Source organism: Paenibacillus sp. FSL W8-0187, from assembly GCF_037969755.1.
GTDB lineage: Bacteria > Bacillota > Bacilli > Paenibacillales > Paenibacillaceae > Paenibacillus_AQ.
Window position 1 is genome coordinate 7,383,477 of sequence record NZ_CP150206.1, and the last position, 22,355, is coordinate 7,405,831.

A 22,355-nucleotide genomic window follows, 5' to 3' on the forward strand; every position below is an offset into this window, starting at 1 on the left:
CGAAAAACACCCTCTGCAGGTCGTCTGCATGAGGGTATTTTATTCAAAGGCGCTTTACAGCTTAACGCCTAACTTATGTATCAACATCGTTTATAACCATAACAGCGGAACTTTAAACGATTGGTGGCGGAAAGGGTGGGATTCGAACCCACGCACGCCTTGCGACGCCTAGCTGATTTCGAGTCAGCCCCCTTGGGCCTCTTGGGTACCTTTCCACAGCAAGATTGATTATATCATGGAAACATTATATGGTCAATAGCTTGTCTTAACGCTTCGGGGAGGAGATATTACGGTGTATCCCCTGCCCCTTCCGTCTCTTGAGCCGAACGCAAAACCTTCTTCATATTCTTCTCAAACTTTAAACGGGGGATCAACACACTATGCTGACATTTTGTACATTTGATCCGAATATCCATCCCCATGCGAATAATCTCCATCTCATTATTCCCACAAGGATGCGGCTTCTTCATCTGAACGATATCCCCTAACTGAAATACCTTGCGCTCCATGGCTACCGCTCCCTTTTACTTCTATCACTTCTTCTATCTATTATATATCATTGGTTAACCGATTAGATCAACCCTGCACGCGTTCTTGTCCCAAATCCCGTGCTTCAATCGCCTGTTTGATATCCGTAAAAATCTGACGCTCCACATCTTCCCTTGCATTCGGATTGCATTCCGCCACAATACGAACAACATATTCGGAAGTATTCAATGACTGGATTCCTAATACATCCGGTATCCGCTGTACCTCTGGGCGACGGTCCATGATTCCCGTAAGGGCCGCTTGAATCAGTGTAATCGTGTCCTTCACCTGCTGGTCGTTCTTTACCGGTAGATCTACAATGGCTAATGAGTTGGAAAGGGAGTAATTCGTGACGCTGGTAATCATCCCATTCGGAATGATATAGGTCTCCCCATTCAATCCCTTTACACGCGAGGTGCGAAGCCCGATCATTTCGACAGTTCCCCGGTACTCACCACTTTTGATTACGTCACCTACCGCAAACTGATCCTCGAATATAATGAAAAATCCAGTAATAACGTCCTTCACTAAACTCTGTGCACCAAAACCTATAGCAAGACCAAGGACTCCGGCACCGGCTAACAGCGGTCCTAACTCGAAGTGGAACTCCGAGAGAATGATCAAAATCATGACAAAGTTGCATACAACGGAGGTTACATTTTTTAACAACTCCCCTACCGTGACAAAACGTCTTGAGTTCACTTGTATTCGACTCTTCTCCTGCCTAAGGAGAAACTGATCAATCATTTTATACACAACCCGTATCACAAGACGCGTCAGAATAAAAATGATGATAACCCGAATGCCGGATGACAGGATATGCATCCACATCTCTTCATTCGTTAACCATCCCCAGACTTTATCTTTCAAGCCCTCAGCCTCCTCAGCTATAGTTTTTAAATCTACACCGTCATCCGTTTCCGCTGATAAGTAACCAAAGCCCCTCATCCTGATGTCCTCCCCTTACTCTTCGATGTTGATATACCTCTTGTTGTTATCCAGCGCAAAGATGCCTCGGATCTCCACATGCTCCTGCTGAATGATCTCTTGAACATCTTTTAACGCATCAGGTGGGAATTGAATCGATAATGCACAGCCTGCTGTAATCTCTTTTGGTGTAGGAAAAAGATCAATTTCGATATCCGCGTACTCCAACAGCATTTCCGCACGCAGTGCCTGCTGGGTGGAATCGAATGCGATCAACATCGCGCCTTCCACTGCCCCGTCCCCCTCCATCATTCCTATCATTTTGTATGTATGTTCTTCTCTTCATCATTTCCAATGATTAAGAGTTTTATATAAACCTTTTCATAGATCAACATATTCATATACCTCATGCAGTCCAGGTCATACCCTCTTTCTAAGAGCATACTTCTGTCTGACATGAATATAAATCACATTTTAAGCGAATCCCAAAGTATAAAAACAGTCTTTCATCCATATACTGATACTACCAAATGCAGACGAAAGGAAGATTCTATGAACCGTCTATCTAAAATCACGTCTCGCCCGGAGGCTTCCAGCTTAAAAATACCACACACGGACCCTAATATCCATTCTGCTATTATACATCGCTTGCTCTTCCATCTCTCTGACGCCCGTATTCAGCATCGTCCGCTTGTCATTGTCTGCATCGGTACCGACCGGTCTACCGGCGACTGCCTGGGGCCGCTTGTCGGCACCTCACTTGCACGCTACAACAGTTCCATGTTTCATCTCTACGGTACGCTGGACGAGCCTGTCCACGCCATGAATCTGAAGGATACGCTAACGGCCATATACGAAAAATTCGACAACCCTTTTGTAATCGGAATTGATGCTTGTTTAGGGCAATCATCAAGTGTAGGCTCTATTCAGATATCCGATGGTCCTCTAAAGCCTGGAGCCGGCGTACATAAAGAATTACCGCCGGTCGGCGATATCCATGTAACGGGTATCGTCAATGTCGGCGGCTTTATGGAATACTTCGTATTGCAGAACACTCGCTTAAGCTTGGTCATGCGGTTGTCTGATATTATTGCAACCTGCCTATTTGCAGGCATCAAAGAGTGGAACCGTTCTACCCTTCTTGCAGCGCAAGAGTGACGGCCTCTTTTTCTTCCGGAGACAATGGATATTTGGACTGCCCATCCTTCAGTGGTTTAGCATACACAAAAGAGCTCTCCCGGTTATGCAGACCGGTCAGCACGATCCCTTCCTCTTGTTCGCTGAGAATAGCCAGGGAGAAGCTCATTTCGTTTCCCCGCTCGCCAAACGCATTGTATCGTACGATACCAACCTTGGACTTCATCCCTTTCAAACTGCCGCTGATCGTATCCAGCATTTTTTGATGATGGGCATGTCCCTCTTCAATCTCATCCATTTGGATTTTCAATTGGACCAACAGCGATTCGATGTCTTCTACCCCACTGCCTTCCATCATCGCATCATAACGTCGCCTCATTTTACGCAGTTTTGTCCCTTGTACAATTAAAGTTACCCATAAGATCAAGATGATCATGACCATTCCGACGACAAACCAATGAAGCTGTTCCATGATCAATTCATTTAATTCAGACATGCTTTCTTCCTTCCTCTTCTCCATCTTGATCTATTCGATTAACTATGAATCTCTGCAATCGCTTTTCGCATGAACTCTACCTCGTCACGGCTAGTAGATATCCCCACGCTTGCTCTGATTGCACCCGTCTGTTCCGTGCCTGATACCATATGGGCAAGCGGTGTACAATGATAACCGGCACGCACAGCAATTCCATATTCCCGGTCCAGTCGGAAAGCCAATTCAGACGCACTGAATCGCTCCGACACAAATGCAACAATACCTGTCCTCGCCTGTCCAAGAGCAGGACCTAGTATTCGAAGGCCTCCTACCTCTTGTAGACCCTCCATCATATATTGCGTTAACTCCCATTCATGCCGGTAAATATGCTGGGGTGTCCATTCAAGCACCTTCTTCACACCCGCTTGCAATCCCGCATATCCAATCGTGTTAGGCGTCCCTGCCTCATATCGATCCGGACGTACCGTTGGCTGTTCAATAGCCTCCGATTGACTCCCTGTGCCTCCGTGCAGTAATGGTTCCAGATCAATATCAGGCGAGATATACAACCCGCCTGTCCCCTGCGGCCCCAGAAGCCCTTTATGCCCCGGAAAAGCCAACATGCCTACATGCATCTCCTCCACGTGAACATCCAGCATACCGGCACTCTGGGCAGCATCTACGAGCAGTACGGCCCCTTTCCTCTTCACCAGTTCTCCTATTTCAACGAGAGGAATAATCGAACCAAGAAGGTTGGAACTGTGACTACATACAACAAGCCTAGTATTAGAACGAAAAGCGCCCTCCATTAGTTGCACATCAAGCTGGCCTTCCTCATCGACAGGAACGTAGTCCACTTGTATCCCTCGGGTGCGTTTCAAAAACTCTAACGGTCTTCGCACTGAGTTATGTTCAATCATAGTGGCAATCACATGGTCGCCTTCACGCAAATAGCCTTTGATTGCTAAATTCAACGCTTCTGTTGTATTCGATGTCAGCGCAATATCATTAGGATTTTTCACCCCAAACAAATCCGCGAGCGTCTTTCGCGTTCCGTAGAGTACACGAGAAGCTTTCACCGCCATCCGGTGACTCCCACGTCCCGGGTTTGCAGCCTCCTCCTCCATCGCCTTTCTCATCGCCTCAAATACTTCAGGAGGCTTTGGCCACGAAGTGGCTGCATGATCCAGATAAACGATCGGGTCCATGATGTTTCCCCTTCATCTTTACCGTATTGGTGTCTCTTAACAGGATATGTCCAAAAACCTCTTTAATCCAGCATCAAGGCTATGGCTTCACGTTTAGTTAAATAAAGACATATCTCATTCCCTTACAGGAACGTCGACATGTCTTTGGTTTTTAATCACACTCATTTGCTGTTCGACCATTTGTTGTTCAACCCGTCACTCACAATAGTATCTTCTTCAACAAAACTACGACTCTTTATTGAAGAAGTTCCAACAACCGCTCCAGGTCCTGTCTGCTATAGTAATTAAGCTCAATCTTCCCTTTATCCTTATTGTGCTTAATTTTGACAGTTGTTTTAAACCGTTCTCTCAGATCCTCTTCCAAATGATCGATATAAGGATCTCTATTCTTAACCTTAGGCTTCGCTTTATCCGTTGGTTTACGATCCAGATTCTTAACAGCTTCCTCTAGTTCACGAACACTCCACTCTTGCTCAACACACTGTTTTGCCAACTGCTTAACAAGAATTGGATCCTTTATTCCAACGATCGCTCGGGCATGTCCCATGGACAATGTTCCACGTGAAACATTATCCTTCACTTCTTCTGGTAGGGAAAGCAACCGCAAAAAGTTAGCGATGTGAGAACGAGACTTACCTACCTTCAATGAAAGCTCTTCTTGGGTTAAGGAAAATTGTTCCATTAAACCTTGATAAGCTACAGCAATCTCCATGGCGTTCAGGTTCTCGCGCTGAAGGTTCTCAATCAGGGCAATTTCCATAACCTGTTGATCGCTAAAAGATCGAACCACCGCCGGAATCGTAGCTTTTCCGCAATATTGGGATGCCCGGAATCTGCGCTCCCCGGCAATAATCTCATACCCTTTCAGCACACTGCGGACGATAATCGGTTGTATAACTCCATGCTGACGGATCGATTCCGCCAATTCCTGGATTGCCTCATCGTTAAATGTCTTGCGCGGCTGATACGGATTCGCTCGCAATTGACTGAGCGGAATTTCCACTACCTTGTCATCATCATGAATAGACAAAGATGGAATAAGCGCATCCAGCCCTTTTCCCAATCGTTTACTCATACGAGATCACTTCCTTTGCCAGCTCCAAGTATACTTCCGCTCCCTTAGAACGAGGATCATATGTAATGATCGACTGTCCATGAGAAGGTGCCTCACTCAAACGAATGTTTCTAGGAATAATCGTTCTGTACACTTTTTCCTGAAAATACTTTTTCACTTCTTCAATCACTTGAATGCCCAGGTTCGTGCGCGCATCCAGCATCGTCAGCAATACGCCTTCAATCTTGAGAGAGGTATTCAGGTGTTTCTGAACAAGGCGAACCGTATTCAGCAGCTGACTCAGACCCTCCAGTGCGTAATACTCACATTGAATCGGGATAATTACTGAATCGGCCGCGGTCAATGAATTGATCGTTAAAATGCCAAGCGATGGAGGACAATCAATCAAAATATAATCGTACTGAGGCTTGATTAATTGTAGTGATTTCTTCAATCGTACCTCACGAGAAATCGTAGGGACAAGCTCAATCTCAGCACCAGCCAATTGAATGGTTGCCGGAATGATGTCCAATCCTTCTATGTTAGTCCCACAGATGGCGTCCTTCGGGTGTACTTCATTGATGATAATATCATATATGCAATTTGCAACATCGGCTTTATTAATGCCAACCCCACTCGTTGTATTTCCTTGGGGGTCTATATCCACCAAAAGCACCCGTTTGCCTAGCGAAGCCAATCCAGCTCCCAGATTGACGGAAGTCGTCGTTTTGCCGACACCGCCCTTTTGATTTGCTATGGCAATTATCTTTGACACTCATTTCACCTCAATGTAGGAAGACTCTTCTAAGTAGTCGCAATAGATGATATACAGCGATAGGCTGTATATGTGTATTAAGCGAACGTTCCCGGTAACTCCAGGATGCCCAGGATATAGCGGATGAAAATGAGTAATAATAAATTACATGGTTCTCATCTGTAACAACAAACCTAACCCCTTCGTTAATCGATACAGTCTGGTGTAGAGCACTATCTCTTGATCAACAGAAAAAGCGGTACGATGCATACCGCTTCACACCATATCTTAACGTTTAGGTATTTTTATAACGATTTCATAGTGATCTTCATGATCATTCTCTGTTGTTTTAATTGCCATCCCGGAACCGGATACCATATCAATCGATTGACGAATCGTGTTCAAAGCCAGGCGAACATCCTTACTATAAGATATACGCTTAGACTTCTTCATCGTTGTTACTTCTTTATAAAAGGCGATTCGTGCCTCCGTCTGCTTCACATTCAGTTCCTTGGTAATGATCTCGTCCAGCACCTTGAGCTGGGTTTCTTCATTATCTAAAGAAAGCAGCGCACGAGCATGGCGTTCCGTCACTTTACGTTCCATCAAAGCCACTTTGACTGCTTCTGGCAGCTGCAGCAAGCGAATCTTGTTTGCAATCGTAGACTGGCTTTTTCCTAAACGCTGTGCCAAGCTCTCTTGTGTCAGTTGATGAAGATCAATCAGCTTCTGATAAGCAACAGCCTCTTCAATGGACGTCAGTCCTTCACGCTGCAAATTTTCGATTAACGCAATCGATGCCGCCTGTGAATCGTTGAACTCCCGAACAATGGCCGGAATCGTGTCCAGACCCAGCTTCTTAACCGCACGCCAGCGGCGTTCCCCTGCAATGATCTCATACATGCCATTACGGACGCGAACAACGATAGGTTGAATGACTCCATGAGTTTTAATCGTCTGGAGCAGTTCATCAATCTTCTCATCATCAAAAATCGTCCGTGGCTGGTATGGGCTGCTGACAATCTCGTTTACCGGGATTTGTTTCACTTCATCCCCTTGGTTCCGCTCTGCCGCTAAGCCAAACAATCTCGAAAATTGTTCTTTCATTCCGTATATTACCACCTAATTTCATGATAGCACGGATAAGCCTCCGAATATCCCGGAATCGGTTAAACGATTGGACAACCACAATATGGAGCCATACACAGATGATTCCACCATCCATTGGCGCTAGAATCCACTGTGGTGCCAGGCATTTCCCTGCAAAAACAGATTTCATGCTGATCAGAGAAAAGACGCCTGTGGTGATCATAGACGTATTACTCTGATCCAAACCGCTGCATGAAGCGGTTTCTTCTTGAGAGATATAACAGGAGGTTTTATCATGATGCTTACTATCAATCGATATCTCACAAGTGGTATATATGTTTTCTACTTCGCATAAGGCCATGATCCCCTTGGGATCGCACGGCACTTTCCAAAAAACAGCAGCCACAACGATCAAGGTTGTTGACTGCACGAAGCAAGGATGGAAAAGTGACCAAACCAGGATTTATACTCTTTCATCCTATTAAAGAACGGGCAAACCGGCCCTTCTGTCCAAATGGATACTACGATTCTATTCTACCACTTTTTGTCCTATAACTCTATTCTCCAATATCACCTTTTTTCCTTCATTTCTCGCTTGCTTTATACATGATTTGTGCACAGTTCCAAAGTTTTTGCGTCGATATCATGTTAATAGGCCACATTTATCTATCCTGCAGCCTTTCTAACGATCCTAGCATTCAGAATAATTGTGGGATTTGCCAATAGATTAGATCTTTCAAACGACCAATATCATCCAAGTCAAAGACGAGCTGAATCTCAAAAGCTAGTAGATGAATGAATACGAATTATGTAACATCGTGCGTCACTGCTCCCTTTGCGCACTTAGCGTTCTCCGGCGCAGATTATGATACCTTCAAACTTCCTTTCCTTGGGGGGTCTATCCTTCAATATCCAAGTTAGATAACATAGTTGATATCAAAATAATCTGACAAGAAATAACACTTCCAAAGGGATGTCTATTTATATCCGACAACTTACTTCTAATGTTTCACGTGAAACATTGCAAATTTATCAGGTGCATCCACAGTGTTGATTTCATTCTTATCTATAAGCTCAGCTTGAACTTAAAAATCTCCCTTTAGAAGCCAGCCTTGGTTCTGTTTAATAAAATCCACGCAAAGGGTGAACGCGTGATCAAAACCTAAAGATGCTTCATAGACTTCCTCCCACTCGGTGATCCAAGTCGAATTCCTTATGTGATTTCACCCCACGTCCCAATCTATAGAATAGATAAACGTACGGATGGACTTAACCAACGAAATTAAAATAAACAACGGTCTCTATGTATTGCATATGTGAATAGAAAAAGATATTAACGACCGATCTGCCCGCTCAACAAATCTTACACAGCCAATTAAAAAAGAGAAGAACTCCATAGAGTCCTTCTCTTTGATTAGTTTACTTGTCTCCTTGCCAAGCTTGCTTCTGCAAGGGAGTCATTGATAGTGCCTTAGATCGGAGTTGCAAGATACTTACACAATCGGCGTCTTGCTGGCCGTACCCGCCTTGCGGGGGTACTTGGAAGGCGTGGCTCCCTTTTTATCGATTACCACGATATGCCGGCCAGATTCCTCTACGGGTAAGGAGAACGAATGAACCTTGTTCAAAGCCCCTCTCAGCTCCTTCAAGCTGCGAGCCGCCTCCTTCACCTCTTCCGTAGGGTCACTGCCCTTCATAGCGGCGAATCGCCCCCCTACCTTGGTGAAAGGTAGACAGAACTCGTTCAACACAGCCATGCGAGCAACCGCTCTTGCGGTGACCAGGTCGAACCCGTCACGGTACCCCTGCTTACGAGCAACCTCTTCCGCACGCCCGTGAATCAGTTCAACCCCATTCAGGCCAATCGTATCCACAACATGCTTCAGAAAGTTAATTCGTTTGTTAAGCGAATCCACAATCGTCAGTTTCACATGCGGGAAACATATTTTCAGAGGAATACCTGGGAAGCCAGCGCCTGATCCGATATCCGCCAGATTGCCGATTTGAGTCATATCCACGTAAAAGGCGAGTGTAATCGAGTCGTAAAAATGCTTCGTATAAACTTGCTCCCGTTCGGTAATTCCGGTTAAATTCATTTTCTCGTTCCACTCTACCAGTATTTCGTAATACATCTCGAACTGGTGAAGCTGTATCTCATCGATCGTAATCCCGTGCTCACCGAGCCGGTCAACAAAAGCCTTCTGAATGTCGTCCATTCCTTATCCTTTCGCTGCGGTTACCCGGTTATAATGCTCCAGGTAAACGAGAAGTATCGAAATATCCGCTGGCGTTACACCTGCAATGCGTGATGCCTGACCGATGGAGATCGGACGGATCTTGTTCAGCTTCTGCCGAGCTTCCATGGCCAGTCCGTTGATTTCGTCATAAACGATATCTTCGGGAATGCGTTTTTTCTCCATCTTCTGCAGCTTTTCCACATGACCCAGCTGTTTCTCAATATAACCCGCATATTTGATTTGAATTTCGACTTGCTCCTTCATTTCCTCATCCAGTTCGTAAGGAGACGGTGAGAGCGACTCAATCATCGCAAACGTGATTTCCGGACGACGCAGGATCGTCAGCATATTGCTTCCATCCACAATTGGTGCAGAACCGGCCGCTTCCAGCATCGCATTCACTTCAACGGGCTTCACCTTCGTTTGACGAAGACGTTCGATCTCTTGCTCAACCAGTTGCTTCTTCTGAATGAATTTAGCATAACGCTCTTCCGAAATGAGGCCGATTTCGTGACCGATTTCAGTAAGACGCAAATCGGCATTATCATGACGAAGCAGCAAACGATATTCTGCACGGGAGGTGAGCAAACGATAAGGCTCATTTGTCCCTTTAGTCACCAGATCATCGATCAGCACTCCAATATAACCCTGGGAACGATCCAATATCACTGGCTCTTTGCCCTGCACTTTACGTGCTGCATTGATTCCCGCCATAATGCCTTGTCCTGCTGCCTCTTCATAGCCCGAGGTTCCATTGATCTGTCCGGCTGTGAACAGACCCGGCAGTTTTTTCGTTTCCAAAGACGGCCACAGCTGTGTTGGCACCATTGCATCATACTCGATAGCATATCCGTTACGCATCATTTCTACCTTCTCCATTCCGGGGATGGAACGAAGAACCGCAAGCTGAACATCCTCAGGCATGCTGGTGGATAGCCCTTGCACGTAGTATTCTTTCGTATTTTTACCTTCAGGCTCAAGGAAAATTTGATGTTTCGGTTTGTCGGCAAAACGAACGATCTTGTCCTCGATGGATGGGCAATAACGTGGCCCAGTACCTTCAATAACGCCGGAGAACATTGGTGCGCGGTGAAGGTTGTCATTGATGATCTGATGCGTATCCACCGACGTATACGTCAACCAGCAAGGAAGCTGCTCATTGTCGGAGGACTTTGTTTCATAAGAGAAGAACTTAGGCTTCTCATCCCCAGGCTGAATTTCGGTCTTAGAGAAATCAATCGTATCCTTATGCACTCGCGGGGGTGTACCTGTCTTGAAGCGAACAAGGTCAAATCCAAGCTCGCGCAGGTTATGCGCAAGTTTTACCGACGGCTGTTGATTGTTCGGACCGCTCTCATACATCAATTCACCCATAATAACTTTACCGCGCAAATACGTACCGGTTGTCAGCACAACGGCTTTCGCACGATATTCCGTACCCGTCTGCGTTATGATCCCCACGCACACACCATCTTCTACGATGAGCTGATCCACCATACCCTGACGAAGGGTAAGCTTCTCTTCCTTCTCCATCGTCTCTTTCATGGTATGCTGATAAGAAAACTTATCGGCTTGAGCACGCAGCGCATGGACAGCCGGACCTTTACCTGTATTCAACATTCGCATTTGAATGAAGGTTTTATCAATATTGCGTCCCATTTCTCCACCCAGTGCGTCGATTTCGCGCACGACATGGCCTTTGGCAGGCCCTCCAATGGACGGGTTACACGGCATAAAAGCAACCATATCCAAGTTGATGGTAACCATCAACGTTTCAGCACCCATTCGTGCAGATGCAAGTGCAGCCTCGCAGCCGGCATGTCCTGCACCGACTACAATCACGTCATAAGTGCCACCCATATAGCTCATAGCTCACCATCCTGTTCTAATTGTGTTATATACGTAATCAAAGGGCATCCACCTCGGATATCCCTGAAATTGCTGAGCCGTTCCTACTATATATAGTAATCCTTGGGGCTTATTTACCCAAGCAAAACTGTGAAAAAATCTGATCAATGAGCGAATCGCCAACCGCTTCGCCCAATATCTCACTTAACTGCTCCCAAGCCATTCTCACATCGATTTGGATCATATCAATCGGGATGAACTGTTCAGCCGCATCGTAAGCATCCTGCAGCGACTGCTTGGATTTCTTCAGCAAAGCGATATGTCGCACATTGCTTACATACGTCAGATCTCCGCCTTCAATCTGGCCGCTGAAGAACAAGTTGGATATAGCCTCTTCCAACCGGTCAATTCCCTCTTGTGCCTTCATCGACATCGGAACAATCAATTCATCGGGGTAGTACCGATGCAGAATGTCCAGATCGAGATTAGACGGTAAGTCCATTTTATTCATAATGACAATACATTGTCTACCGCGTATTTGTTCCATCAATTCCAATTCGTCCTGATGCAGCGATTCACTGGCATTCAGCACGAGCAGAATGAGATCCGCTTCGTTTACCGCATGCTTGGATCGTTCAACGCCGATCTGCTCGACCACATCCATCGTTTCCCGGATGCCCGCAGTGTCGAGCAGCTTCAACGGAATATTGTTAATAGTCACAAATTCCTCAATCACATCGCGAGTCGTCCCCGGTATATCCGTGACAATCGCCCGATTATCCTGGGCCAGCGTGTTTAGAAGCGAAGATTTGCCCACATTAGGGCGACCGATAATAGCTGTCGTAATCCCTTCACGTAGGATTTTCCCTTCTTGCGCAGTCTTCAGCAGCTTATCAATTTCACCCATGACAAGCTGGCTTTTCTCTTTAATGAATTCTGAAGTAAGCGACTCCACGTCATGCTCAGGATAATCGATATTCACTTCAATATGGGCCAGCGTTTCGACCAAGGTATGACGAAGCTCGTTAATCTTACGGGATAACGTTCCTTCAACCTGCTTGAGGGCAACGGAAAAGGCGCGATCGGATTTCGAACGAATCAGGTCGATAACGGCTTCCGCCTGGGATAGATCGATCCGCCCGTTTAAGAAAGCCCGCTTCGTAAATTCACCCGGTTCCGCCAAACGGATGTTTAATTGAAGCAACAAATCCATCACCCGCTTGACGGAGATGACCCCACCATGGGCACTGATCTCGACGACATCCTCGGTCGTGAACGATCGAGGAGCACGCATCACCGTCACGAGCACCTCTTCGAGGTTTTCTCCCGTTTTCGGATCTACAATATGACCGTAATGAACGGTATGGGAGTCCACTTCCGTTAACTTGTTTTTACTTTTGAATATACGCTCCACTTCCTGAACGGAATCCGGCCCGCTAACGCGAATAATCGCAATGCCGCCTTCACCGACAGCTGTTGAAATAGCTGCAATCGTATCACTAAACATCGTTTCCTTCACCTCTTTCTTTCGTTAAAAACATCAGAATTACAGCCATATCATATATAATCCGGCTGCTACATCTATCAACGTTAAAGAAAACCTCCTGCTGGAGTCTTCCTGTATAGGTCTTTTTAAAAAACAATGACTCCCTCTTGAAGCTTAAGGAGTCATTGTTTATATATACTCTTCAACTCATTTAGGACGACTTGGGTGTAATGACAACCCGCCGGTTCGGCTCTTCGCCCTTGCTGTACGTCTTCACGGCTCCATGCGACTGGAGTTTGGCGTGAATCACTTTCCGCTCAGCAGCAGGCATAGGCTCAAGCACAATCTCTTTACGGGTCTTCAGAACCCGTCCCGCTAACCGATCCGCCAGATCCTCCAGCGTCTTCTTGCGACGGTCACGGAAGTTCTCAGCATCCAGTACGATGCGAAGATAACTGTCGGAGTAACGATTAGCTACGATATTCGCCAGATACTGAAGGGCATCCAGAGTCTGACCTCTGCGCCCGATCATCAGTCCAAGTCCGGCGCCGGAAATTTGAAGCGTGGTAAAGTCTTTCCCCTTCTCGACGTCAACCGAAATATCAAGCCCCATGGCTTGTCCGGTTTCAATCAGAAAGGTGATGGCCTCCTGGTAAGGATCCTTGCCTGCAAGCGAAGCTGTGTCAGGGCTCTCTGTATCCATGCTGACAGCAGGTTCCTGCGTCATTACAGAGGTATTAGAGACCTGAACCACTTTGGCTGGAACAGCTTGCGCGTTCGTAGGTGGTACTTCCTTCACAGATGAATCGCCGCCAGCACCGTCAGGCAGGAGCGTTAGTTCGACTTTCGCTTCCTTGACCCCGAACAGGCCCAGGAATCCTCTTGATGGCTGACTCAATACTTGAACCGATACACGGTCTTGACTTACACCCCATCGGGCCAGCCCTTGTGCGACAGCATCTTCAATGGTTTTTCCTGTTGCGACGATTTTACTCATCTCGACTTCTTGGCTCCCTTCGAACCTTTTTTCCCACCTTTGCTGCCACTCTTTTTCCCGCCCTTGTTACCGCTCTTATTGCTCTTCTGACCGTCGGTTGCGCTGGCAACGCTTGCCACGATAGCAGCCTTGTCATTGTTGCGGTACAAGAAGTAGTTCTGCACGATCGTGTAGAGGTTACTGTAGAACCAGTACAACGGAAGTGCCGAAGGGAACTGGAAGGACATTACAAAGATCAGAATCGGATAAACAAACAGCATGAACTGCATCATTCCCATTTGCTGAGACGGGTTCATCTTCATCATCATTTTCGTTTGGAAAAACGTAGTTACAGCGGCAAGCACCGGCAAAATAAACAGCTTGTCCGGTTGACCTAATTGCAGCCACAGGAATTCGTGATCACGAAGGAGATTGTTATAGTAAATCGAATGATAGAGTGCGATAAATATCGGCATTTGTACGATCAGCGGCAAACATCCCGCCATCGGATTAACCTTATTCTCCTGGAAGAGCTTCATCGTTTCCATTTGAACTTTTTCAGGTTGATCTTTATATTTCTCGCGAATTTTCTGAATTTCAGGCTGAATGGCCTGCATTGCCTTCGAGCTTCTGACCTGTTTCAGAGTCAGCGGTAAAATCAAAGTACGGACGATAAGCACCATCACGAGTACGGACAATCCGTATTCACCGTTAAACCATGTAGCAAACGTATCAAGTGCCCATGTAAAGTAATAAACAACGTTGCTCTGCCAAAAGCCTCCATTTTTCAAATCTTCAATGGTACGCGTTTGGTCAGCTCCACCAGGCGCACAACCTGATATAACGGCCACTGCAAGTATTACAGCGGTGAGGAGGAACCATTTCCCTCGTCTTGTCTTCATGAACGACACTTCAAAACCCCTCTCTTCGCCATTCCATTCCACGGTAAATCATAACATATTTATATGGACAAATAAACACATGGTTCAGCCCCTCTTCGCTTTCAGAAGGGACGATTTCCTCAATACATGAAGCACGCTTTTTTCCAGCTCCTGATATGACTTATCGAGTGCTCCCTTTCGAACGATAAAGATCAGGTCAATATGCTCGATAATCTGATGCTGATGGTGCCTGACAATCTCTTTAACCAGCCGTCTCATCCGGTTGCGGACAACCGCATTGCCGATCTTTTTGCTGCATGAAACGCCAACGCGAAACTGCTCTACCTCTTTTTTGCGTGACCAATATACAACAAATTGATGATTGGCGAAGGACTTTCCGTGTCGATATACCCGGCTGAAATCAGCGCGGTTCCGTAAACGAAGTTTTCTATGCACAAGTTTCTCCCGCCCTGCCGTTAATCAAGTTCAAGAATCAAACGTTTCTTTGGCATCTCTTCTATTATAATAGTATAGTCATGCCAAAACCGCTATAAACACTCACTTGGAATACTTTAAGACAAACTATAGCCTATATCCTGCCGATTTCAAAAGGAAACTCCTCACACTGCAGGAGATATTACGAAAAAAAGACCACCTCGGTGGTCTTCGTGGCACAATATTAAGCGCTCAGTACTTTTCTGCCTTTTTGACGGCGGTTAGCCAATACTTTGCGTCCGTTCTTCGTGCTCATTCTTTTACGGAAGCCGTGTACCTTTTTACGTTTGCTTACATTCGGTTTGAAAGTCGGTCTCATGAATTAATGCACCCCCTTACAGGAATATGTCGTACCCATATTTTAAGATCATAACGTCAATCGACGCACTTTCACGGAAGAATAGACCGCGATTTGTTGAACCGACGTCTATGGACGTATCTCTTGTAAACAGACCGCTAAATGGTAGCGGATAATGTTCTCATCTTCACAGAAAATGCCTTTATACATTTAATCACGTTCAGGCCCAAAAGTCAAACCTTAGTTAACTTCAGCAAGCACTTAAGTTTTCCACAAGTAGTCATTATTGCTAGTTTTGAATTATCCACATGGGGATAACCTATTTAAATAGGTTGTGGATGTCATTTTTCGATCCATATAACGCCTTTCATCCCTAAAATGTCCCTTATTTACACATGCGCTATAAAAGAGTAGTATAAATAATTGAATTTAAGTTGTATACAAGTATACACCGAAGAAGGAGCTGCTTTGTTTTATGAAAATAGGCATGATCGGTCTGGGGAAAATGGGGCTCAATCTGGTTCAGAATCTAATTCATCATCAGCATCAGGTCGTAGCTTACGACTTAAATAAGGAATTGGTCGATCAAGCTGCCCAGTGTGGTGCCGAGGCCGCAGCATCAACTGAATTGCTTGTTGCCAAACTGGATAAACCCCGCATCGTTTGGATGATGGTACCAGCTGGAGATATCGTGGATTCCGTCATCGATTCCCTCACCCCACTCCTCGAGTCCGGTGATATTCTGATTGACGGTGGCAATTCACATTATAAAGATTCCAAAGCCCGTGCAGCGCGGCTGGCGGATCAAGGCATTTATTATTTTGATGCCGGCACTTCCGGCGGTATGGAAGGCGCTCATAACGGTGGCTGCTTTATGATTGGGGGCAACCGCGACGTATTCAACAGCATTGAACCCCTATTTAAGGATATGGCTGTTGAGAACGGTTACTTGTATGCCGGGGAAAGCGGCAGCGGTCATTTTCTGAAAATGGTCCATAACGGAATCGAATACGGCATGATGCAATCCATTGCGGAAGGCTTTGAAGTGTTGGAAAAAAGCGCGTTCGACTTCAACTATGAGGATGTCGCGCGGGTATGGTCCAATGGTTCCGTCATTCGGAGCTGGCTCATGGAGCTGACGCAAAACGCATTTTCCAAGGATCCGAAGCTGGATGGCATCAAAGGCGTCATGAAATCATCCGGTGAAGGAAGATGGACCGTTGAAACGGCACTTGAGGTTCAAGCCAGCGCTCCAGTCATTGCCATGTCGCTGTTCATGCGATATCGCTCCCTTGACCAAGATACGTTCCACGGCAAAGTCGTTGCAGCACTGCGTAATGAATTCGGTGGCCATGCGGTTGAAAAATCGGAATAGCATTAATTCTCTTCTATAACCTGCTGTTTCTTAAGGGCATCATGTCATAGTCTCTTTATGGTCCCTTTTCCTTTCGATGTGGTATCATTACCACTAGAGAAAATTAGAATCAGTACCGGATTGGAGAATTATGCTATGAAATTTCCCTCAACGTGGCTTCAAGGAGCCTCTCTCGGAGAGGCCATCGCCAGTGAACTGAGATTACAGATTATTAGTGGTACCATCAAGCGCGGAGAAATCCTGTCCGAGAACCGGATTGCAGGTGAATTCGGCACCAGCCGATCTCCTGTGCGGGAAGCAATGAAAACGCTGTCCAGCGAAGGATTGATACAATTGGAGCGCATGGGCGCCGTTGTCATGGGCTTATCGCTTAAGGAAGTAGAAGAATTATACGATGTCCGTTTTCTTATTGAGAGCTTTGTTCAAGGCCAAGTGTTTGCGAATCCCCAGCCGAAATTAATCCAACATTTAAAACAAATCGTTGATCGGATGGAGCTTGCAGCGAAACATCAGGACCCGGTTGAATTCTCCTATCAGGATTTGGCTTTTCATGAACGGATCATTACGGAAGCAAACCATAAACGGATTCTTCATCTGTGGAAGAGCATTCGCCCTATCGTGATCACAGTCATGTTAATTACGACCCGTCAGGTGTTCGGTGGCGGAGGCACCAAGATTCGGTATGTCATGGACAAGCATCTTCAGCTTATTGCAGAGATGGAATCCCTGGATCCGGCACGGATCCAAACGGCGGTTCAACATTATTTCGATGATTCCCGTCAAACGCTTCATCTTAGTTTTCCGGAGGGTTAGCTTAATCCTCCCTTCCTCCGTCTTACGAAACACTGCATGCGCTCTAAGTTGTCGACAAGTATACAATAGAATTCAGCTTTGTTTTGGGTATACTACCGCAGAACAGCTCGATATGAACCATTTCCCAATTCAAAATGGGTAATCTATAGGAGGAAGCAAGATATGAACTCACTATTCGGTCTCAGTCATAATGCTACATTAATGATCTGGACGCTGCTGACGATCGTCTTCCTGATCGTGCTGATTTCCAAATATAAATGGAACCCTTTCGTGACCCTACTGATCTCCGCTCTGATCCTTGGTCTATTGACGGGCATGCAGCCTGCGGATGTTATTACTTCGATCACAGGCGGCCTGGGGGGAACGCTTGGAACGATTGCCATCGTTATCGCCCTTGGTACCATGCTCGGAAAAATGATGGCTGAATCCGGAGGCGCCGAGCAAATCGCGACCACCCTCGTTGATCGCTTCGGCGAAAAGCGGGTCCATTGGTCCATGATGATTGTCGGCTTTATCGTCGGTATTCCCGTATTTTTCGAGGTGGGCGTTATCCTGTTGATTCCTATTGTCTTCACGGTTGCACGCAAAACGAAAATGTCTCTGCTGCACATCGGCATTCCGATTCTCGCCGGATTGTCCACCGTTCACGGTTTGGTGCCTCCGCATCCCGCTCCAATGATTGCTATTGAAGCTTATGATGCGAACCTTGGCATGACGATCCTCTACTCGCTCCTGGTCGGGATCCCTGCAGCGATACTGGCCGGTCCGGTGTTCGGCAAATTCATCGGCAAACGGATCCGAACCGAACCACCCGAGGAACTTGCCGAGCAGTTCTCAAGCAAAGCTGAACGCGGATTACCCGGCTTCGGCATCACTTTGTTTACAATCTTGCTGCCGGTCATTCTGATGCTTATCGGTTCCGCAGCCGATATTATCGATCCGGAGTCCACCAGCTTTATAGCCGTGTTCTGCAAATTTATCGGTCATGAAGTCATTGCACTGCTCATCGCTGCAGTCTTCTCCTTCTTCTCGCTGGGATTCGCACGCGGCTTTAATAAACATGATCTGTCCCGCTTCACCAGCGAATGTCTCGCTCCGATCGCTACGATCATTCTGATCATCGGTGCGGGCGGTGCATTCAAGCAGGTTCTGATCAACAGCGGCGTCGGCAATGCCATTGCCGAAATTGCAACCGGTGCAAATATCAATATCATCCTGTTCGCGTGGCTTGTAGCCGCACTCATTCGAGTTGCAACCGGTTCCGCCACTGTAGCCATGACGACTGCCGCTGGGATTGTCGCTCCTGTGCTTGCCATGACGCCTGGGGCTAACGTAGAGCTTGTGGTGCTTGCTACCGGGGCAGGCTCCATCGTACTGTCTCACGTGAACGATGCCGGCTTCTGGATGGTAAAAGAATTCTTTAACATGACGGTAGCCCAGACGCTGAAATCCTGGACCGTGATGGAGACAATTCTGTCCCTGACCGGACTGGTGTTGGCTCTGGTTCTCAATGTAATTGTATAATGAAGCAATAAGTCACATGGGGGCTCCCGGAATGCTGATATTTTGACAGCGAACCGGGTGCCCTTACGTAGAAAGAAGGTATGTCTCTTGAGTACTCAGAACTATATGATCGGTGTCGATATCGGAACAACCAGCACCAAAGCCGTGCTTTTCAAGGAGAATGGTGAGGTTGTAGCCAAAGCCGGCGGCGAATATCCGCTGCTCACCCCTACTCCCTCTACGGCGGAACAAGATCCGGAGCAAATCTTTCAGACCGTCATTTCCTCTGTCCAAGGGGTCATGTCGCAGAGCGGGATTGATCCGGCTCAAGTTCTGTTCGTTTCTTTCAGTGCGGCCATGCACAGCGTCATTGCCGTAGATAGCCAAGGTACCCCTTTGACTCGCTGCATTACTTGGGCCGACAACCGCAGTGCTGCCTGGTCTGCAAAGCTCAAAAAAGAACTCGGCGGCATGGAGCTGTATCTTAGAACCGGAACTCCGATTCATCCGATGTCGCCTGTGACCAAGCTGATGTGGATGCGCCATGAGCTACCTTCCATCTTTCATCAAACAGCCAAATTCATTTCGATTAAAGAATATGTTTATTTCAAACTATTTGGCCAATATATTGTAGACCACTCCATTGCCTCCAGTACCGGAATGATGAACCTTGAGGCACTGGCATGGGACCAGCAGGCGCTCGAGCTCGCTGGCATCACGGAGGACCATTTATCTGCGATAGTACCGACGACACATATTATAGAAGGCCTAAAAAGCGAGTATGCCGCAGCCATGGGGCTCTCCACTTCCACTCCCTTCGTGCTTGGAGCTGCCGACGGCGTGCTGTCGAACCTCGGCGTGAATGCCATCAAGCCGGGAGTCGTTGCCGCTACCATCGGTACGAGCGGTGCCATCCGTACGGTTGTTGACAAGCCGATGACCGATCCGAAGGGACGGATTTTCTGCTACGCATTAACGGAGAAGCACTGGGTCATCGGGGGTGCGGTCAACAACGGCGGCATGATTTTCCGCTGGGTTCGCGATGAATTTGCCGCCTCCGAGGTTGAAACGGCCAAGCGGCTCGGCATTAATTCGTATGATGTACTCACCAAAATCGCGGACCGTATTCCGCCAGGCTCGAACGGCCTGCTATTCCACCCGTACCTGACCGGAGAACGTGCGCCATTATGGGATCCGAATGCCCGTGGGTCGTTCTTTGGTTTAACCCTGAATCATAAAAAAGAGCATATGATCCGCTCCGTGCTGGAGGGCGTGATCTTTAATATGTATACCGTTCTGCTGGCGATGGAGGAACAAATCGGCCGGCCGGCCAAAATCCATGCCACCGGCGGTTTCGCCCGTTCACCGATCTGGCGGCAGATGATGGCGGATATTTTTGACCAGCAGGTGATCGTGCCGGAGAGCTACGAGAGCTCTTGCCTTGGCGCCGTAGTCCTTGGTCTGTACGCTACAGGAAGAGCCGATTCACTCGACATTGTAGAGACGATGGTTGGCGGCACCCATGAACACCAGCCTGTGAAGGAAAGTTCTGATGTTTATAAGGCTCTGCTGCCAATCTTCATCCGCATTTCGCGGAAACTGGAAGAAGATTATGAAGCCATCAGCCAATTTCAGCGCCGATTCGAGCAATCGTAAGCTTACTATAGTAAGGAAAACGTCTATCTACGTACATTCTAGAGAAAACAGACCGGCGATTAGATGTTGTTTTTCTTGCAATATCAGGTAGGCCAAGTTTCGAAGTTTATACTTTATCTGAAATAAAAGCCCGTTTTCGATGGATCCGATCCATGGCGAAAACGGGCTTTTTTTGTCATAATGCCTGTGTGAAAAATATCCACAGTGAGAATCCCATACCGAAAATTCCCCCTGCCTTACACATAAAGAAGTAGAAATCGCTTGGCTCCGGATTATCAACCATCCAATTCGAGGGCGACATATGAAACATAAAGCGTTGAAAGGCTTCATAACGGAATCCGCACCAGGCATAGATCAGCATCACGAGCGCCAATATGAAGAATCCTACGCTGCCGTTAGGGTCATGAAACTGCTCGTCGGCAGCCTTTGCAAGCTCCGTGGGGAAGTAGCGTGGCTCTTCCGGATCGGAACGGTGAACTTGGCTGCCGACCATGAACCTGATGCCGGGTACCACCATCTCCCCTTCCTCGTTGTAAGCAAGAAAGCTCCGGTCTCCAAAAGGTTTCACGAGGTAGGTCTTACCGTCAGGATAACTCACTTCGTATGATGCAGAATGGCCTGATTCCTTTTCATATGCCCGGATTTCATATACCTCGCCCGCAATCTCAACCCGTTTCTCATCTTCATAAGTATGAACATAAATCGGCTCGCCGCGGCCAAATGATGCCCTATATACGATGCTCCCGCTTCCCAAATCGGCATATTTGGCGTACTTTAGTCCTTCCATATGAAACACTTTCTTCGAATAATAGCCCTGGGCCCACACGGTAATTAGAACCAATGCGGCCGCCAGAGCGAGTAATAACCCTATTCTTCTCCAATTCAAGGCCTTCCCTTCCGTCCGCATCCTTGACTCCCCGTTCCGATTTTTTCTAATCATACGGTCCCTTCACAAAAAAGGTTTCAAAAGCCAAAGGATTGCCTATTGCCAACTTAAGTCCCTAATAAACTGCCGTTATACGATACCCATCGCGATTTAAACCTTAAATAAGGGGCCTTTCAAAGGCTCACGAGTACAGATTAAGCAAGATTTTTCTATAAAAAAAGCCCTCAAATGGAAATCTAGCGATTCCATTTGAAGACTATCCACAGCCATTTTTCACCTTTGGTCGATTGATTGGCTGCTAGAACATTCAACCATAAGTTATGAACAGATGGTGAGAGAAGAAAATTCTGCTTGTGAATCGGACAACCTGTGAATAATTTTTTGCGTTTTGAGGCCAATGATGTCGAAGGCTAAACAAATTATAAACAATATATAGTGGTGTGAATAAAAATTATGCACAACGTATTGAATTTGTGGATAAATTAGCGACATACATTGAAAATAAGGCCTTCTTTTGCTATGATGATATTACTTTTGGTTGTGAATATGTGAATGAAGCTATAATATTATCAACAGGCTGTGGATAAAGTTGTGAACAATTTCAATTTATCCATATTTTTTTGTTTCCACAGGAGTTAGTTCTGGGGATAATTAGACATCATTCATTTTCTTTCGACAATTCCACACATGGCTCTAGCCACATTTGGAAGATTTAAAGGAGTGACAGTT

21 protein-coding genes and 1 tRNA gene are annotated in these 22,355 nt (G+C 46.6%); 5 read left to right on the top strand and 17 right to left on the bottom strand.

Features of this window, described 5'->3' with window-relative positions:
• Positions 1 to 124: 124 nt before the first annotated feature.
• From MKY48_RS33465 to MKY48_RS33480, 4 genes are all read right to left on the bottom strand, one after another.
• Positions 125 to 215 (bottom strand) — tRNA-Ser (locus MKY48_RS33465).
• Positions 216 to 287: 72 nt separating this feature from the next.
• Positions 288 to 509 (bottom strand): DUF951 domain-containing protein, encoded by a 222-nt coding sequence (locus tag MKY48_RS33470; protein ID WP_076326286.1) that lies wholly within the window; start codon positions 507 to 509, stop codon positions 288 to 290.
• A gap of 67 nt (positions 510 to 576) precedes the next feature.
• Entirely contained in the window at positions 577 to 1,476 is a 900-nt protein-coding gene (locus MKY48_RS33475; protein ID WP_339269147.1) for a mechanosensitive ion channel family protein, read from the bottom strand.
• Between the two features lie 15 nt (positions 1,477 to 1,491).
• A complete protein-coding gene (locus MKY48_RS33480; protein ID WP_098749598.1) occupies positions 1,492 to 1,746 on the bottom strand; it encodes a DUF3343 domain-containing protein in 255 nt (84 codons plus the stop codon).
• 261 nt (positions 1,747 to 2,007) lie between these two features.
• On the opposite strand from MKY48_RS33480, the gene yyaC reads away from it, so the two are divergent.
• Positions 2,008 to 2,613 (top strand): spore protease YyaC, encoded by a 606-nt coding sequence (gene yyaC, locus MKY48_RS33485; RefSeq protein WP_076326288.1) that lies wholly within the window; start codon positions 2,008 to 2,010, stop codon positions 2,611 to 2,613.
• Here yyaC and MKY48_RS33490 read toward each other — a convergent pair.
• The 12 genes from MKY48_RS33490 to rpmH form a co-directional block, all read right to left on the bottom strand.
• Entirely contained in the window at positions 2,588 to 3,088 is a 501-nt protein-coding gene (locus tag MKY48_RS33490) for a DUF4446 family protein (RefSeq protein WP_339269150.1), read from the bottom strand. The genes yyaC and MKY48_RS33490 overlap by 26 nt on opposite strands.
• A gap of 38 nt (positions 3,089 to 3,126) precedes the next feature.
• Positions 3,127 to 4,275: an aminotransferase class V-fold PLP-dependent enzyme gene (locus MKY48_RS33495; RefSeq protein WP_339269151.1), complete on the bottom strand. Its 1,149-nt coding sequence runs from the start codon at positions 4,273 to 4,275 to the stop codon at positions 3,127 to 3,129.
• Positions 4,276 to 4,510: 235 nt separating this feature from the next.
• Complete coding sequence (locus tag MKY48_RS33500) at positions 4,511 to 5,350, bottom strand: ParB/RepB/Spo0J family partition protein (protein ID WP_076326291.1); 840 nt, start codon at positions 5,348 to 5,350, stop codon at positions 4,511 to 4,513.
• Positions 5,343 to 6,104 (bottom strand): AAA family ATPase, encoded by a 762-nt coding sequence (locus tag MKY48_RS33505; protein WP_076326292.1) that lies wholly within the window; start codon positions 6,102 to 6,104, stop codon positions 5,343 to 5,345. The genes MKY48_RS33500 and MKY48_RS33505 overlap by 8 nt, the downstream gene beginning before the upstream one ends.
• 267 nt (positions 6,105 to 6,371) lie before the next feature.
• The gene (gene noc / locus MKY48_RS33510; protein WP_076326293.1) at positions 6,372 to 7,190 is read right to left on the bottom strand and encodes a nucleoid occlusion protein; all 819 of its coding nucleotides are present in this window, start codon (positions 7,188 to 7,190) and stop codon (positions 6,372 to 6,374) included.
• Positions 7,191 to 8,665: 1,475 nt separating this feature from the next.
• Positions 8,666 to 9,388, bottom strand: coding sequence for a 16S rRNA (guanine(527)-N(7))-methyltransferase RsmG (gene rsmG, locus MKY48_RS33515; protein WP_076326294.1), 723 nt, complete (start codon positions 9,386 to 9,388; stop codon positions 8,666 to 8,668).
• A 3-nt stretch (positions 9,389 to 9,391) separates the two neighbouring features.
• The gene (mnmG, locus tag MKY48_RS33520; RefSeq protein WP_339269153.1) at positions 9,392 to 11,278 is read right to left on the bottom strand and encodes a tRNA uridine-5-carboxymethylaminomethyl(34) synthesis enzyme MnmG; all 1,887 of its coding nucleotides are present in this window, start codon (positions 11,276 to 11,278) and stop codon (positions 9,392 to 9,394) included.
• A 109-nt stretch (positions 11,279 to 11,387) separates the two neighbouring features.
• Entirely contained in the window at positions 11,388 to 12,764 is a 1,377-nt protein-coding gene (mnmE, locus tag MKY48_RS33525; protein ID WP_339269155.1) for a tRNA uridine-5-carboxymethylaminomethyl(34) synthesis GTPase MnmE, read from the bottom strand.
• A 190-nt stretch (positions 12,765 to 12,954) separates the two neighbouring features.
• Complete coding sequence (gene jag, locus MKY48_RS33530) at positions 12,955 to 13,740, bottom strand: RNA-binding cell elongation regulator Jag/EloR (protein WP_339269157.1); 786 nt, start codon at positions 13,738 to 13,740, stop codon at positions 12,955 to 12,957.
• Positions 13,737 to 14,630 carry a YidC/Oxa1 family membrane protein insertase gene (locus MKY48_RS33535; RefSeq protein WP_076326298.1) on the bottom strand — a complete coding sequence of 298 codons (894 nt, stop codon included), beginning with the start codon at positions 14,628 to 14,630 and terminating at the stop codon, positions 13,737 to 13,739. The genes jag and MKY48_RS33535 overlap by 4 nt, the downstream gene beginning before the upstream one ends.
• 75 nt (positions 14,631 to 14,705) lie before the next feature.
• Entirely contained in the window at positions 14,706 to 15,056 is a 351-nt protein-coding gene (rnpA, locus tag MKY48_RS33540; protein WP_009591465.1) for a ribonuclease P protein component, read from the bottom strand.
• A gap of 223 nt (positions 15,057 to 15,279) precedes the next feature.
• Entirely contained in the window at positions 15,280 to 15,414 is a 135-nt protein-coding gene (gene rpmH, locus MKY48_RS33545) for a 50S ribosomal protein L34 (protein ID WP_006207379.1), read from the bottom strand.
• A 454-nt stretch (positions 15,415 to 15,868) separates the two neighbouring features.
• Here rpmH and gnd point away from each other — a divergent pair, with 454 nt between their 5' ends.
• The 4 genes from gnd to gntK all read left to right on the top strand — a co-directional run bounded on the left by gnd (position 15,869) and on the right by gntK (position 20,740).
• Positions 15,869 to 16,768, top strand: a complete 900-nt coding sequence (gnd, locus tag MKY48_RS33550) for a phosphogluconate dehydrogenase (NAD(+)-dependent, decarboxylating) (protein WP_339269160.1) — start codon at positions 15,869 to 15,871, stop codon at positions 16,766 to 16,768.
• Between the two features lie 135 nt (positions 16,769 to 16,903).
• On the top strand, positions 16,904 to 17,581 hold the full coding sequence (locus MKY48_RS33555) for a GntR family transcriptional regulator (RefSeq protein ID WP_339269161.1): 678 nt from the start codon (positions 16,904 to 16,906) through the stop codon (positions 17,579 to 17,581).
• 162 nt (positions 17,582 to 17,743) lie between these two features.
• A complete protein-coding gene (locus MKY48_RS33560; RefSeq protein WP_076326301.1) occupies positions 17,744 to 19,105 on the top strand; it encodes a GntP family permease in 1,362 nt (453 codons plus the stop codon).
• Positions 19,106 to 19,192: 87 nt separating this feature from the next.
• Positions 19,193 to 20,740, top strand: coding sequence for a gluconokinase (gene gntK, locus MKY48_RS33565; RefSeq protein WP_339269164.1), 1,548 nt, complete (start codon positions 19,193 to 19,195; stop codon positions 20,738 to 20,740).
• Positions 20,741 to 20,915: 175 nt separating this feature from the next.
• Here the strand turns inward: gntK and MKY48_RS33570 are convergent, their stop codons facing one another.
• Positions 20,916 to 21,680, bottom strand: a complete 765-nt coding sequence (locus tag MKY48_RS33570) for a hypothetical protein (protein ID WP_339269166.1) — start codon at positions 21,678 to 21,680, stop codon at positions 20,916 to 20,918.
• Between the last annotated feature and the right edge of the window lie 675 nt (positions 21,681 to 22,355).